Genomic DNA, 14,958 nt, shown 5'->3' on the forward strand with positions numbered 1-14,958 from the left:
GCGGCGGCCACACGGCCGACACACCCGGCAGAAGAACGTCGCACTCCCGCGACCAGCCCGCCGTCGGCCATCAACTCTCTGACCTGTGACGACTCATCACTTGGAGACCATCAATGGGACAGCCGGTCCGCCCTGCCGCGTACCTGGATCCGGAAGCGTCCGTGGAAGCGAGAATCGAGGACTTGCTGTCACGGATGACCCTGCCGGAGAAGGCCGGGCAGCTGCTGATGCTCGACGCACAACACGGGGACCTGGCGGACATCGTGACGGCCAAGCTGGCCGGATCGGTCCTGCATGTGTCTCCCGACCTGATGCCTCAGGCCATGGAACTGGCCCGGCAGACACGGCTCGGCATTCCGCTGCTGACAGCCGACGACGGCATCCACGGCCACTCGTTCTGGCCGGGCGCGACCATCTTCCCCACCCAGCTGGCCATGGCCTGCACCTGGGACCCCACTCTGCTCCTGCGGGTCGCCCGTGCGGCCGCGACCGAAATCGCGGCGACCGGAATCCACGGGACGTTCTCCCCGGTGCTGTGCATCACCCGGGACCTGCGCTGGGGCCGGATCAACGAGACGTTCGGCGAGGACCCGTTCCTGATCGGTGAACTGGGGGCGGCGATGGTGCGCGGCTATCAGGGTGAGGGTCTTGGCGACCCGACAGCCGTGCTGGCGTACGCCAAGCACTTCGCGGGCTACTCCGAAACCCTGGGCGGGCGCGACGCGAGCGAAGCCGATCTCAGCCCACGCAAGCTGCGCTCGTGGTTCCTGCCCCCGTTCGAGCAGGCGGTACGTGCCGGCTGCCGCGCCTTCATGCTCGGGTACCAGTCGATCGACGGGGTGCCCATCACCGCGAACGAGTGGCTGCTCAACGATGTACTCAAGGGCGAGTGGGGCTTCACCGGCACGCTGGTGACCGACTGGGACAACGTCGGCCGGATGGTCTACGACCAGCGGACCGTCGCCGACTACGTCGAGGCGGCTGCGGTCGCCGTCAACTCCGGGAACGACCTCATCATGGCCACCCCGGCGTTCTTCGAGGGCGCGCAGGAGGCGGTCGCCCGCGGCCTGGTCGAAGAGAAGCAGATCGACGACGCCGTACGGCGGGTTCTGCGGCTGAAGTTCGAGCTCGGGCTCTTCGAGGACCCGCGTACTCCCGACTCCGAGCGGCAGGCACAGGTGATCGGCTGCCGGGCACACGCCGACCTCAACCTCGAAACCGCCCGGCGTTCCCTGGTGTTGCTGCGTAACGACGGGGTTCTGCCTCTCGAAGGCGGGCTGACAGCGGATGGCATGGGCCGCGCCGCAAGCCGAGGCAAGCCGCGGACGGTCGCGGTCATCGGCCCCAACGCCGACAGCCCGGAAGCCATGCTCGGCGACTGGGCGGGCGCCACCGGCCAGGTCCCGTGGATGCCCGAAGGGCATCCACGGGAGTCGGTGGAGACGGTGCTCGACGGCCTTCGTGCCGTCGCCCCGGCTGACTGGACCATCACGCACGCCCGCGGCGCCGACATCGCAAGCCTCGACCAGGACCCCGAGTGGTCCACCGGGCCCGACGGCCAACCGCTACCACCCGTCTTCACCCCGGCCCCGGTCGACCCGGCGCAGCTTCGGGAGGCCACCGCCGCCGCGGAGGCCGCGGACTACGCGGTCGTGGTGGTAGGGGACTCCATCGCCCTCACGGGTGAGGTGCGCTCGACGGCCACGCTCGACCTCCAAGGGGGCCAGCTCGCGCTGCTGGACGCGGTCGCCGCCACCGGCACACCCATGATCGTCGTACTCGCCCAGTCCAAGCCGAGCACCCTCCCGGACTCGGCACTGAACGCGGCAGCACTCATCGAGGCGTTCAACCCGGGCATGCGCGGTGGCCGCGCCCTCGCCGAACTCCTCCTCGGACTCATCGAACCCAGCGGCCGGCTCCCGGTCTCCTTCGCGCGCCACGTCGGACAGCAGCCGGTCTTCTACAACCAGGTGCGAGGCCAGCACGGGGACCGCTACGCGGATCTCACCCAGGACCCGATGTTCGCGTTCGGCGAGGGCCTCACCTACACCACCGTCACCTACTCCGACCTCGTCGTGCACGACCCGGACGTCCCCGTCGACGGCACCGTCAACGCCACGGTACGACTCACCAACAGCGGCAGCCGTCCGGCCCTGGAAACGGTCCAGGCATACATCAGCGACCTGACCACCAGCGTCACCTGGGCCGAGCAGGAGCTGAAGGGTTTCACCCAGGTCGAGATCGCTCCCGGCGAAAGCCTGGACGTCCGCCTCAGCATCCCTGCCTCGCAGTGCTCACTCGTCACGGCCGACAACCACCGCGTGGTCGAACCAGGTGAGTTCGCACTCCGCGTCGGCCCCAGCTCACGGCGGGAGCAACAGCTCAGCGCAGGTTTCCGTATCCGGGCCTGAGGGCCGCATACGGGCCTTCAGGCCACCTCCCGCCCCGCCGCCTGAAGGCCACCGCCCAGCCGGCCCGAAGGGCCGGCTGGGCGGACCCCTCTGACTTACCGAAAGGCACGCGTGTGTCCACCACACCCCGCGATCCGCACTACCCCGTCGCGCACTTGCGCCCGCCCCGCAACTGGATCAACGACCCCAACGGGCTGGTCTTCCACGACGGCCACTACCACGCGTGCTACCAGTACAACCCGTACGGAGCGACCCACGCGAACGTGCGCTGGGGCCACTTCCGCAGCCCCGACCTGCTGACCTGGGAGCCGCTGCCGATCGCCCTGTCCCCGACCCCCGGTGGCGTGGACGCCGACGGCTGCTTCTCCGGCAACGCCGTCTCCGACGGCGACCGTCTCGTCGCCTTCTACTCCGCGCACCGCGAGGACCGCTCGTTCCAGCACCAGCCGGTCACCTGCGCCGTCTCCCACGACGGCGGCAACAGCTTCAGCCCGCGGGGCGACCTGCTCATCCCCGAGCTGCCCGAGGGCTGCACCATGTACCGCGACCCGTACGTCTGGCAGGACGGCGACGGCTGGCGGATGCTGGTCGGCGCCGCCCTCGCGGACGGCCGCGCCGCCGCCCTTCTCTACGGCTCACCCGACCTGGAGACCTGGACGTACCAGGGGCCCTTCGCAGCCCGCGAGAAGGAGCCGATCAGCGGCACCGACCAGCTCACCGGCGAGGGCTGGGAGTGTCCTCAATACCTTCCGGCAGCCGACGGACGCGGCGCCCTCATCTTCAGCGCATGGACCGAACCCACCGGCCCGCAGAGCGTCGCAGCCCTGATCGGCGAAGAGCACGACGGCCACTTCGAGGCCGGCCCAGCGGTACCCGTCGACCACGGCCCCGACTGCTACGCGCCCGCCCTGCTGCGTGCACCGGGCAACCGGTGGCTGCTGTGGGGCTGGTCATGGGAAGCCCGCGACGAAGCCTGGGCCGTCGCGGACGGATGGGCCGGCGTCCTCACCCTGCCCCGCGAGATCCACGTCGACGGCGACGGTTCGCTGCGCCAGCAGCCCGCCACCGAACTTCTCGCCCTGCGCGGCGAGCACACCATCCACGCCGCAGGCGCGACGCACGGCCCGCAGCCGGTGGACCTCGGCAGCGTGGGCCGCGCCTTCGACCTGACGGCCCGTCTGGAGCCGACCGGAAACGCCGGTCTGCGGCTGCTCACCACCCCGGACGGCTCCGAGTACCTCGACATCCGCCTCGATACCGACGCGGGCGAACTGGTCGTCGACCGCGACCACGCCTCACTGGACCCCCGGGCCCGCGGCGGCTCCTACCGGATGCCCTGCCCCTCTGGTCAGCCGGTCGACCTGCGCGTGGTCGTCGACCACTCCATCGCCGAAATCTTCCTGACCACCACCGGCCAGGTCCTCACCCTGCGCTTCTACCCCACAGGGCAAGGCCCGTGGCGACTTGAGGCCCGCAGCGCACCGGGTACGCGCCTTGGCTTCGAGGTCGACGCGTGGGAGCTGCACCCGCTCGTGATCAAGGAGCCGAGCACCGGCACCGCAGAGCCGGCGCCGACTTCGCCGTAGAGCCGACCCCAACCGTCGGTCCCCCACCTCGGCATTCTGCCCCGCCCTCTTCCGAAAATACTGAACAAGCAGGTCCGAAGGAGGATCTTCCATGAGCTCTTACGGTCTCGGACGACGCCAGTTCCTCGCCACCGCCATTGGCGTCGCCGCCGCCTGGACCCAGGCTTCCGGGAACGCCGTCGCCGCCCCGCAGCCGAAGCAAGCCTCACCTGGCAACTCCGTGCATGTGTGGCTGACGGACGTATCGGCCGACAAATGGGTTGCCGGTCAAAGCGATGTGCTGTTCAAGGCAAAGAGAACCGCCAACCCGCTGACGATCAAGATCGACGACAGCGTCAAGTACCAAAAGGTCCAAGGCTTCGGGGCGGCTATGACCGACTCCTCCGCCTGGCTCATCGACAAGCTGTCCACTGCCGAGCGGACCAAGCTGATGAACAAGCTGTTCGACCCCTCGAAGGGCATCGGGCTCAGCCTGCTCCGCTCGCCGATGGGCGCCACGGATTTCAACGCGTCCGGGAACTACTCCTACAACGACATGCCGGCGGGACAAACGGATCCGACGCTGTCCAAGTTCTCCATCCAGCATGATGTGCCGTACATCATTCCGGCATTGCGGCAGGCTCTCTCGCTCAACCCGTCCATCAAGGTCATGGCCAACCCGTGGAGCCCACCAGGCTGGATGAAGACCTCCGACTCCATGATAGGAGGCACTCTCAAGAGTGAGTACGTTTCTGCGCTGGCCAACTACTTTGTCAAATTCATAGAAGCCTACGGCGAAGCCGGCGTACCCATCTCCTATATTTCGCCGCAAAATGAACCCATGGGCACTCCCACCTGGCCCGGAATGTTCCTGTCCGCCTACCAGGAATCCGAGCTGATTCAGGAGATCGGCAAGGCGTTCGATGCCAACGGAATTTCCACGAAGATTCTGGCTTGGGACCACAACTGGGATGTGCCCTCGTATCCCGAGACGATTTTCAGCGACCCCGCTGCCTCCAAGTACACCGCGGGAACCGGATGGCACATCTACAGCGGCAACCCGAACCACCAGACTCTGGTCCACAACGACTACCCGAGTAAAGAGACCTACATCACGGAAGCCACGGGAGGCATTTGGCAGGACAGCAAGCAGACGGCGTTCAGCGAAGCGCTCGGTACGTGGATCATCAATGGCACGCGCAATTGGGCGAACGGGGTGATGCTGTGGAACATCGCACTCGACCCCGACATGGGTCCGCTCAACAGCGACACCGCCGGTATACCCATGCTTCGGGGCCTGCTCACGATTGATCCGGCCAACGGGCGGGTGTCCTACAATGTGGACTACTACGCCCTCGCTCACGCCAGCAAGTTCGTAAAGCCTGGAGCGCGTCGGATCTACTCGAACACCTTCGGGGAAGGAAGCATAGAGAACGTTGCGTTCCAGAACCCGGACGGATCGAAGGTCCTGATCGCGTACAACTCGGGGAGCGCGGCGAAAACCTTCAGCGTCGCAGACGGGACGCACTCGTTCGATTACACCCTGAACGCCGGCGACGCCGTCACCTTCACGTATTCCGGCCCTGCGCAGAGCGGCCGTACCCCTGCGGTGGCCAAGGTCTCGGATCCGACACACGACTTCATGTTCACGTCGGCATCCGGTCCGGTCACTGTCACGTACGATCCGGCACTCCTGCCCTATCAGAATGCCATCCGTACCGGAAACAAGCTGGTCACGTATTCCCTTCCGATCGGAGCTTCCGTCCAGACGACAGGAAGGGCGCTGAGCCGTAGCAAGTGGACCGCCACGGCTTCCGCGCAGGCGGATTGGGGTGTGGCCGCGAACGCGATCGACGGCGACATCAACACCAGGTGGAGTCTGGGGCATGGGCCGACGAGCGGCGACTGGTTCCAGATCGATCTGGGGAGCCCTACGAGCTTCGACAAAATCGTCCTCGACACCGGCGTAAACAATTCGTTCGACTACGTCACCAAGTACCAGATATACGTGTCGAACGATGGTGCCGATTGGGGCAGCGCGATCGCAAGCGGCAGCGGAGGCATAGGAAAGGTTGCCGTCACGTTGCCAACCCGGACGGCACAGTACATTCGCATCGTCAGTACCGCGGCATCCGGTTTCTGGTGGGCCATCGGTGACATCAATGTGTACGGTTCTTCGCGGGGAACCGGTTCGATCACAGCTCCGACAGCGGTATCAAACGGCCTCCAGCTGAAGACCTGGACCAGCAAGGAAGGGACGCAGGTCACGGTAGTATTCAACGGGACCGCCGACAGTAAGAGTTTCAAGATATCCACCGACGGCTCGTACACCTATACGCTGCCAAGCGGGACCTCAGCGATGTTCACAACCAAGAAGCTGTCGAGCCTCCCGGCGCCGGTCTTCAGCAGTTTGGCGCCGGACCAAGGCATGCCGCGCTCCAAGTTCACGATTCGCGGTTCCGGTTTCGGTGACGCGCAGGGGCTGGGTACGGTGTATTTCGGATCAAGCTATGCCGAAATAGAAAGCTGGTCGGACACGAGCATCAGCGCTTACGTTCCGAAGGCGCTTCCGGTGGGGAAGGTTACGGTTTCCGTGAAGGGAACCAGCGGAGTGGATGCAGGTGGATCTTCGTTCGGCGTCATAGATCTAGGTCCTGCGCTGCCGCGGACGGGTTGGACCGCAACGGCTTCGGATGCAAGTCAGTGGGATGCGCCCGGAAACATGCTGGATGGCGATTCCGGCAATCGGTACAGCTCCGGAACAGGGCAGTACGATGGTCTCTGGATTCAAGTGGACATGGGGCAAACGCAGATTTTCAACAAGATTGTGTTGGATGTCGGCGGCAGTGTCAGCGACTATGCGCGGAGCGCAGACGTATACGTATCTGCGGATGGAACCGACTGGGTCAAGGTTTCTTCCGTAGCGAACGGCCAACGAGTCCACCTGGTTTCCTTCCCGACTCAGACCGCTCGCTACATAAAGGTCGTCAATACCGGCAATGTCGCGAGCAACTGGTGGTCAGTCGCAGAATTCAACGTCTACAACTGACACGGGTTTTATTGTGGGGCGATCGTTGACCTTGCCCCGACGCAGAGAAAGTGCTTCTGGCCAGCGAGAACAGGGATTGCTGATGTCCTTGTTCCCGCAGTGGTTGGAGGCACTTTCGTTGGCGACGAAGTGGGGTGTGATGACAGAAGATGCTCGTGGGGGCGACCGTGGGGCGTGCTCGGTGCTGGGTACTCAGCATGCCTTGTGAGCAGGCAGGGAGCAGGCGCTTAGAAGGCGCTTGGTCAGGGGCGGCATGCGGGGCTTCTGACCTGCATCGATGAGTGGATCTGTGGGGCTGGCAGATGTATTTCCCGCGTTCTCGGGAAGCGGGGTCGTAGGGAGCCTCCAGGCACGGTGAGCCCGAGGTGTCTGACGTTGCTCCGACAGCTCAGGGATTCGGGCCGTGCCCGCGATCTGTCCAGGCTGGCGCTCTCAGCTTGGGAAGCTACGGCGCTTGAGGGGGTGCATGGCTGCTGACCTGCACAGATTCGTTGTGCCGCTGTAGTCGTGAGGGTCTGGTAGCACCGCTGTTGGCCGTGGTTGTCCCCCCTTACGGGCACGCTATGGGCACGACGCCGTGGACCGGCGGGATATCGCGTGAGCGCGATGGCCGAAGCGTCGGGATCGGCTCGCTCTGCTGCCCGGCCCACCGGCCGTGTTTGCACCGTTTCCGGGCCGAAGCCACCCGTGGGTGAAGACAACAGTGGTTGGGACGGCACGGTCACGGTCTCCAGCGACCCAGCTTGCCGTCCCTGTCGGTGCCGGCGTTGCCGTCCTCCTGCTCAGTACCGGGGTACGGGAGTGGCGGCTCAGGGCCGTCGCGGTGGAGGTCGGCCTGAAATCCCCGGCGGTTGTGGCGTACCCCACAGGGCAGGGGCGCACGGAACTCGCTCCTTGCGTGGCCCGACTCCTCTATCGGTACGGCCGTAGGGGATCCAGCCGTGATCCCCATTTCCGAGCCGTCCGACCAAGGTCAGGAGGCCGGTGATGGAAGAGCCCCAGCAGTCCTCCACTGAAGCGGGTTTCGCGCTGCGGAGACTGGCGCCGCCGCCCGCTCTCTGCGGTTTCCTTCTTCTGCTCGCCCTGGTCTTCGCGGGGGCGTACGCCGTCGGAGCAGCCGTCGACCCAGTTGCGCCCGATATGCAGCGCTCCGGAACGAGCGGCGACGGCGGTGGCGGCATGGACATGGGCGACATGAACAAGCACGGGAGTGGCGGCTGATGACCACGGAACCGGCCACCTCTGTGGTGACCACCGACCTGACCGTCGGCGGGATGACCTGTGCGGCCTGCGTGCGGCGGGTGGAGAAGAAGCTCGCGAAGCTGGAGGGCGTGACCGCGACGGTCAATCTGGCCACCGGGGGCGCCAGGGTGAGCCATCCGTCGCACGTCAGCCCCGACGAACTCATGGCGACGGTCGAGCAGGCCGGGTACACGGCCGCGCTGCCCGAGCCGCCGAAGCAGCAGCGCGAGGAGGGCCGGGGCGGGGAGTCCGATGGCACCCGGCAGGAGCTCGAGCGGCTGGTGGTCACGGCGCTGCTCGCGGTGCCGGTGGTCCTGCTGTCCATGGTTCCCGACCTGCAGTTCCGCGCCTGGCAGTGGCTGTGTTTCGTACTGGCCACGCCGGTCGCGGTGTGGAGCGCGTGGCCGTTCCACGTGCGGGCGCTGCGCGGGCTGCGGCACTCGACGGCGACCATGGACACCCTGGTCTCGCTGGGCGTGGCGGCGTCCTTCGCCTGGTCGGTGTACGCGCTCTTCTTCGGCGGCGCGGGCGTGCTGGGCATGACGATGCCGTTCAGCCTGCTGCCCGAAGCCTCCGACGGCACGGCGCACGTCTACCTCGAAGTGGCCGTCGTCGTACCGCTGTTCGTGCTCACTGGGCGGTTCCTGGAAGCGCGGGCCCGCAACGGCACCGGGGCGGCCCTGCGGTCGCTGGCCCAACTCGCCGCGAAGGAAGTGGCGGTACGAGAGGACGGGGCCGAGCGGCTGATCCCTGTCGAGGAGTTGAGGGTCGCGCAGGTCTTCGTCGTCCGTCCCGGCGAGCGCGTCGCCACCGACGGCGTGGTGGCGGAGGGCAACTCCGCCGTGGACCTGTCCCTGGTCACCGGGGAGAGCGAGCCGGTCGAGGTCGGACCGGGTTCGGCCGTGGTCGGCGGGGCGGTCAACGTCGGCGGACTGCTGCTCGTACGGGCTACTGCGATCGGTGCGGACACACAGCTTGCCCGCATCACCCGGCTGGTGACCGAGGCGCAGGCGGGCAAGGCGCGGGCGCAGCGGCTGGCGGACGCGGTGGCCGGGGTGTTCGTGCCGGTGGTGCTGGCGCTCGCTGTGACCGTGCTCGGGTTCTGGCTGGGCGCCGGGGCCGACCCGCAGGCCGCCGTCACCGTGTGCGTGGCCGTCCTGGTGGTGGCGTGCCCGTGTGCGCTGGGGCTGGCCACGCCGACCGCGCTGATGGCCGCCACCGGGCGCGGCGCGCAGCTCGGTGTCCTGGTCCGGGGCCCACAGGCCCTGGAGGGGTTGCAGCATATCGACACGATCGTGCTCGACAAGACCGGCACCCTCACCTCCGGCCACATGACCGTCGCCAGGGTCACGGCCGTGCCGGACGGGCTCGGGCGCGAGGCGGTGCTGCGGCTGGCCGGTGCGGTGGAGCAGGGCTCGGAACACCCACTGGGCCGAGCGATCGTCGCGTACGCCATGGGGGCGCCCCCGCGCGACCGTATTCGAGCGTCGGGTGAAGCCCTGACCGGTCAGGTCACGCTGCCGGAGGTGAGCGGCTTCGCCGCGACCGCGGGGCGCGGCGTGCGCGGCCGGGTCGAGGGGCGGCTGGTCGAAGTTCTCGCGCCGGACGAGGAGTTGCCCGCCGCCCTCACCGAAGCGCTGCGGGCGGCGGAGTCCGGCGTCAACACCCCCGTCCTGGTCCGTGTCGACGGGGCCGCCGAGGCGCTGATCGAGGTCGGGGACGTCGTACGCCCTGGCAGTTACCGGGCCGTGGACCGGCTGCGGCGCCTCGGTGTGCGGCCGGTGCTCGCCACCGGCGACCGGGAGGCACCGGCGCGGGCGGTCGCCGCCGCGCTCGGCATCGAGGAGGTGCACTCCCGCTGCACGCCCGAGGACAAGGCCGGCCTCGTACGGGAGTTGAGGGAGCGGGGCTGCCGGGTCGCGGTTGTCGGCGACGGGGTCAACGACGCCGCCGCGCTGGCCGGAGCCGACCTCGGCATCGCCATGGGAGGTGGCACGGACGTGGCGATCGGGGCCGCCGACGTGACACTCGTACGCGGTGACATCGAGGCCCTGGGCGACGCGGTCCGGCTCGCTCGGCGCACCCTGGGCACGATCCGCGTCAACCTCCTGTGGGCGTTCGGCTACAACGTGGTGACCGTGCCGCTCGCCATGGTCGGCCTGCTCAACCCGATGCTCGCCGCGGCGGCGATGTCGGTGAGCTCCCTGCTGGTGGTCGGCAACAGTCTGCGCCTGCGGGCATGGCAGCCGTCGCGGGGCCGGGGCGGTACCCGATGACCGGACAGCGCCTGTGGCGTCCGACCCGGCGCCGAGTCACCGACAGCCTGATCGCCGCGCTCGCGCCCGTCGCCGCGTGCGGCGTCGCCCTCGGCGGCCTCACCACCTGGGTCGCCCAGGGCAACGCGGGCAGCCCCGCACGGATCGCGGTCACCGGCGGGCGCGTCTTCCTCCCGTTCAGCAGCACCCGGGAGACCTCCGCGTTCTTCCGCATCACCAACTCCGGCGGCGCGGACGACCGGCTGCTGAAGGTCACGTCCTCCGCCACCGGCGGCGACGCCACGCTCAGCCGCCACCGCATGGCCGGCGCACGGGCGGCGTACGGGCAGACGGTGGACTCCGCCGCCGTCCCGGCCGGCGAAAGCCTCGCCATGTCTCCGTTCGGCACGGATGTGACCGTGAGGGCGAAGGAGACGTGGCGCGAGGGCGACCTCGTGCCGTTCACGCTGCACTTCGCACGCAGCGGTCGGATCAGGACCCTTGCGGTGGTGGTCCGCCCGGGCACGGGCGGGACGTGACCGGCGGCCTGCCCGGTGGACGCGACGCGGATACGGCAGTGTTCGGGGTGCTGTGCGTGCTGCCCGCACGGATCGTGACTGCGCAGGCAGGCGATGAGGCACGCTGCGACCTGCGCGGCGAGCAGTCCCAGGCCGCGGTTGCTGCCGCGGCCCGATACGCGGTGGGTCGCGGCCGTCCGGGAGAGACCCCGCACCTTCACATGTCGGCCGAAGCGTGCACCGAGTTCCGGCCCGTTGGCGTTTTCTGCATCACCGGTCCGGGATTGAGTGAAGGGCGGGGGCCTATTCCGTACCTCTCCATGACGACGGGACCCCGGATGCGAGGATGAGGGCCGTCATGACTGCTGGACGGTGTGCGCGCACGATACGGGCCGCGGTGTTCGCGGCCGTCTGCGTGCTGCTCGCCGCCCTCGGCCACGTCCTGATGTCCGGCACCACCGTCCCGTGGTGGGCACTGGCGGCCGGACTTGCCGTCACGGGCGGTGCGGGCTGGAGCCTCGCGGGCCGTGAGCGCGGATTTCCACTGGTCGTATCCCTGGTCGTGGTCACCCAGGGCGTGCTCCACTCGGTCTTCGAACTCGCGCAGTCGACCGCCACGAGCGCAGCGGGACCGGACACCACGTCGCCCGGCTCGGAGGGCCCGGGACACGCCATGGAGTCCCTGGGCCACGACATGAGCGCCATGCCCACGGACTCCATGGACATGGGTCACATGGCCACGGACCACGCGGCGCACATGGGGCACATGGGGCCCGTGGGCCACGACATGGGCGGCATGTCGTCGTTCGGCATGCTGGCCGCCCACACGCTCGCCGCGCTGCTGTGCGGCCTGTGGCTGGCCCATGGGGAGCGTGCCGCGTTCCGTGTCCTGCGGGCCGTCGCCGGCTGGCTGGCCGCACCCCTGCAGCTGCTGTTCGCTGTTGTCGCGCCGCCACGCGGACTGGGCGTCCGGCTGCACCGCGCCCGCTCGGAACGGGTGCCGCGGAGTCTTCTTCTCGTTCACTCGATCACTCCTCGGGGGCCTCCGGCCGGGACCGCTGTCGTCTGAGACAGCCGGTTCCCCGGGGCCGCAGCCGGGTGTCGTGTCATCGACACCCGCGCCTCGGGCATCGGCCGTACGCGTCGTACGGCCATCTCCTCTTCACTTCCGGACCCATCCGCAAGCGGTGTCACGCGGCCGTCGTGCCTCAGCACGGTCGTGCGTGCCGCCGTGCCGGATGCCGGATGACCCGAGAAGGACATCAGGTGATCACTCCTGTTCTGCCCGCCTCCCGCGACAAACGCAGAGAGGCGGACATAGACGGTGCGGTGGCGTCGCTCGACGAGTCGACGACTGCCTGGGCGCTCGCCGCCCGCGCCGGAGACCCGGCCGCCGTCGACCGTTTCGTACGGGCCCTGCACCCCGACGTCGTCCGCTATGTCGCGCATCTGTCCTCCGACCCCCAGGCCGCCGATGACCTGGCCCAGGACACGTTCCTGCGGGCGCTCGGCAGCCTGCACCGGTTCGAGGGGCGTTCCTCGGCGCGAGCATGGCTGCTGTCCATCGCACGACGCGCCGTGATCGACAGCTACCGGTACGCCGCCGCCCGGCCACGCCTGTGCGTCACGGACGACTGGAGAACGACAGTCGAACGCGCCCAGCCGAGCGGTCTGCCCGGCTTCGAAGACGGCGTCGCGCTGCTCGACCTGCTGGACGCGCTGCCCGACGAGCGCCGTGAGGCGTTCATGCTCACCCAGTTGATGGGGCTGCCCTACGCGGAGGCGGCCGAGGCCAGTGGCTGCCCCATCGGAACGGTCCGCTCGCGCGTGGCCCGTGCCCGGGCGACGCTCATCGAGCTGCTGGCCGAGGCCGAGGCGACGGCCGAACCGACCCCGCTGGCTGCCTGATCGAAGGGCGCCGGCGCCGCCCGTCCGAAGCGCGGGCCGGCGCCCTTCCTATCCCCGAGACCGCTTAGCACCCCCATGGATGACAGTCGCGCGCAGGATGACGCGCGTACGAGCGAGGTCGCAATGAACAGTCCGGACCATACGAGCGGGCAGCAGCCCCACCTGGTGCTCATCCTGCTCTTCGACGGGGTCCAGAGCCTCGGCTTCTCAGGGCCCGCCGATGTCTTCGCCGCGGCGGGCGAGATGAGTTCGGGAACCTGCCGGTACGAGGTGAGGACAGCCTCTCTGGACGGCGGACCCGTCCGCGCGTCCGGCGGACTCACCCTCCAACCGGACCACGACACGACGGACGTGGCCAAGGCCGGCACGCTGATCGTGCCGGGCACGGACGGCATCCCTGCCCTCGATCGGGCGATCGTCGACGCGGTGGGTTCCATGGCCCGGCGGGCCCGGCGCGTGGCCTCGGTGGGCACCGGCGCCTTCCTCCTCGCTGATGCCGGGCTTCTCGACGGCCGCAGGGCGGCCACGCACTGGGAGTTCGCGGACGAACTCGCCCGTCGTTTCCCAGCCGTCGAGGCCGACGCACGGGACACGGTGGTACGGGACGGCCGCGTCACGACCTCCGGGGGCGCCGCCGCCTCCGGCCTCGACCTGGCCCTCGCCCTCGTGGAGGACGACCTGGGCGGCGAGGCCGCCCAGCAGGTCGCCAGGTCCCTCGTCACGTACCACCGCAGGCCGGGCGGTCAGCTCCAGTTCGCCGAGCCGCTCGGCCCCGACGCACGCAGCCCGGCACTGCGCGCGGTGCAGCGGCGGATCCTCGCCGACCCGAGCGGCGACCTGTCGATCCGCTCTCTGTCCCGTCAGGCAGGCATCTCCGAGCGCCACTTCACCCGCCTGTTCCGCGCTCAGGTCGGCATGTCGGCGCGGGAGTACATCGAGCGGGCCCGAGTGGTGGCCGCCTCCCGCCTCCTCACTGAGACGCCCCGCAGCCCCGGGTCCATCGCGCGCGAAACGGGGTTCGGGACACAGGCCACGATGCTCAGGTCGTTCCAGCGGGTGCTGCGGATCTCGCCCCTCGACTACCGGGAACGCTTCTCGTGACGCGGACGTACAGCCAATCCCGGCATGTGGGCGCCGGGGCAGCTGGTGTGCCGTGGCTGAAACGCCACAGGCTACTGACGTGCACCCGCCGAACGTCCGGCCGCCCGACCCGTGCTCAGGGTGGCGGCGAATCTTTCCAGGCCCTGCTCGGGAATCACGGAACCGATCCGTGCCTCGAGTTCTGCCTCGAAGACTTTCGTGGCCCTGTCCACCAAACGCCGGCCAGCAGGTGTGAGCTCGACGAGCGAGCAGCGCCCGTCGTGCGGGGTGGCGCGCCTCCAGCAGTAACCGGCGGCCTCCATGCGGTCGACCACCTTGCTCGTCCCGCCGACCGTGATCCCGAACTCCTCCGCACACCGGTTGGCGACGGCAAGCGTGATGGCGGACTCCATGATCGGTTCTCCTCAGTCGAGTTCCGTCAAGTACTGCCTGCTGAGGCCCTACACTCACCATCGGTATTCAGCCACCCCGACGTAACCAATGAGGGGATGTAACGCATGCCACAGCTTCCGGCCTTCGATGTCATGACGGCGACCTGCCCGTCCCGTACCTCGCTCGCCCGCATCGCCAACAAGTGGACGGCCATGGTGGTCATCGCCCTCAGCGCCGACCGCATGCGCTTTCGCGACCTGCGCGCCACCGTCGACGGCATCAGCGGCAAGGTCCTCACCGAGACCCTCCGGGACCTGGAACGGGACGGGGTCGTCACCCGGCACGTGTACGCCGAGGTGCCACCCAGGGTCGAATACGAGCTGACCCCACTGGGGCGCACTCTGCACGCTCCGCTTCAGGCACTGGGCCTCTGGGCCGAGGAACACATGACCGAAGTACTCGCGGCACGCGAGAGCTACGACGCCCGCCAGTGACCGTGACTGGTTACCAGATGTAAGCATTTGGCGTCAGGAAGGA

At 68.6% G+C, this 14,958-nt stretch carries 11 protein-coding genes; 10 read left to right on the forward strand and 1 reads right to left on the reverse strand.

Annotated features, from left to right (window positions below; all coding sequences use genetic code 11):
• Positions 1-113 precede the first annotated feature (113 nt).
• The 9 genes from ACYVO6_RS13150 to ACYVO6_RS13190 all read left to right on the forward strand — a co-directional run bounded on the left by ACYVO6_RS13150 (position 114) and on the right by ACYVO6_RS13190 (position 14,049).
• Positions 114-2,411, forward strand: a complete 2,298-nt coding sequence (locus ACYVO6_RS13150) for a glycoside hydrolase family 3 N-terminal domain-containing protein (RefSeq protein WP_461060613.1) — start codon at positions 114-116, stop codon at positions 2,409-2,411.
• Positions 2,412-2,524: 113 nt separating this feature from the next.
• Positions 2,525-3,997, forward strand: a complete 1,473-nt coding sequence (locus ACYVO6_RS13155; protein WP_461060615.1) for a glycoside hydrolase family 32 protein — start codon at positions 2,525-2,527, stop codon at positions 3,995-3,997.
• 91 nt (positions 3,998-4,088) lie between these two features.
• Positions 4,089-7,025, forward strand: coding sequence for a discoidin domain-containing protein (locus ACYVO6_RS13160; RefSeq protein ID WP_461060617.1), 2,937 nt, complete (start codon positions 4,089-4,091; stop codon positions 7,023-7,025).
• A 987-nt stretch (positions 7,026-8,012) separates the two neighbouring features.
• Positions 8,013-8,246 carry a hypothetical protein gene (locus ACYVO6_RS13165; RefSeq protein WP_461060619.1) on the forward strand — a complete coding sequence of 78 codons (234 nt, stop codon included), beginning with the start codon at positions 8,013-8,015 and terminating at the stop codon, positions 8,244-8,246.
• Complete coding sequence (locus ACYVO6_RS13170; protein WP_461060621.1) at positions 8,246-10,543, forward strand: heavy metal translocating P-type ATPase; 2,298 nt, start codon at positions 8,246-8,248, stop codon at positions 10,541-10,543. The genes ACYVO6_RS13165 and ACYVO6_RS13170 overlap by 1 nt, the downstream gene beginning before the upstream one ends.
• Positions 10,540-11,061, forward strand: a complete 522-nt coding sequence (locus tag ACYVO6_RS13175) for a copper chaperone PCu(A)C (protein WP_461060623.1) — start codon at positions 10,540-10,542, stop codon at positions 11,059-11,061. Before ACYVO6_RS13170 ends, ACYVO6_RS13175 begins: the two co-directional genes overlap by 4 nt.
• Positions 11,062-11,398: 337 nt before the next feature.
• Positions 11,399-12,109 carry a hypothetical protein gene (locus tag ACYVO6_RS13180; protein WP_461060625.1) on the forward strand — a complete coding sequence of 237 codons (711 nt, stop codon included), beginning with the start codon at positions 11,399-11,401 and terminating at the stop codon, positions 12,107-12,109.
• Between the two features lie 197 nt (positions 12,110-12,306).
• Entirely contained in the window at positions 12,307-12,948 is a 642-nt protein-coding gene (locus tag ACYVO6_RS13185) for a sigma-70 family RNA polymerase sigma factor (protein ID WP_461060626.1), read from the forward strand.
• A gap of 123 nt (positions 12,949-13,071) precedes the next feature.
• A complete protein-coding gene (locus ACYVO6_RS13190; protein ID WP_461060628.1) occupies positions 13,072-14,049 on the forward strand; it encodes a GlxA family transcriptional regulator in 978 nt (325 codons plus the stop codon).
• 71 nt (positions 14,050-14,120) lie between these two features.
• Here ACYVO6_RS13190 and ACYVO6_RS13195 read toward each other — a convergent pair whose 3' ends face one another.
• Positions 14,121-14,441, reverse strand: a complete 321-nt coding sequence (locus ACYVO6_RS13195; RefSeq protein ID WP_461060630.1) for a MarR family winged helix-turn-helix transcriptional regulator — start codon at positions 14,439-14,441, stop codon at positions 14,121-14,123.
• 105 nt (positions 14,442-14,546) lie between these two features.
• Here ACYVO6_RS13195 and ACYVO6_RS13200 point away from each other — a divergent pair, with 105 nt between their 5' ends.
• On the forward strand, positions 14,547-14,915 hold the full coding sequence (locus tag ACYVO6_RS13200; RefSeq protein WP_461060632.1) for a winged helix-turn-helix transcriptional regulator: 369 nt from the start codon (positions 14,547-14,549) through the stop codon (positions 14,913-14,915).
• Positions 14,916-14,958: the final 43 nt, after the last annotated feature.

This window comes from Streptomyces pseudoechinosporeus, from assembly GCF_054783935.1.

Excerpts from the sequence above, each read along its gene's own strand:
- ACYVO6_RS13180 (WP_461060625.1), top strand. The coding sequence starts at position 11,399 with ATGACTGCTGGACGGTGTGCGCGCACGATACGGGCCGCGGTGTTCGCG.
- ACYVO6_RS13200 (WP_461060632.1), top strand. The coding sequence starts at position 14,547 with ATGCCACAGCTTCCGGCCTTCGATGTCATGACGGCGACCTGCCCGTCC.
- ACYVO6_RS13175 (WP_461060623.1), top strand. The coding sequence starts at position 10,540 with ATGACCGGACAGCGCCTGTGGCGTCCGACCCGGCGCCGAGTCACCGAC.
- ACYVO6_RS13170 (WP_461060621.1), top strand. The coding sequence starts at position 8,246 with ATGACCACGGAACCGGCCACCTCTGTGGTGACCACCGACCTGACCGTC.
- ACYVO6_RS13160 (WP_461060617.1), top strand. The coding sequence starts at position 4,089 with ATGAGCTCTTACGGTCTCGGACGACGCCAGTTCCTCGCCACCGCCATT.
- ACYVO6_RS13150 (WP_461060613.1), top strand. The coding sequence starts at position 114 with ATGGGACAGCCGGTCCGCCCTGCCGCGTACCTGGATCCGGAAGCGTCC.
- ACYVO6_RS13190 (WP_461060628.1), top strand. The coding sequence starts at position 13,072 with ATGAACAGTCCGGACCATACGAGCGGGCAGCAGCCCCACCTGGTGCTC.
- ACYVO6_RS13195 (WP_461060630.1), bottom strand. The coding sequence starts at position 14,441 with ATGGAGTCCGCCATCACGCTTGCCGTCGCCAACCGGTGTGCGGAGGAG.
- ACYVO6_RS13165 (WP_461060619.1), top strand. The coding sequence starts at position 8,013 with ATGGAAGAGCCCCAGCAGTCCTCCACTGAAGCGGGTTTCGCGCTGCGG.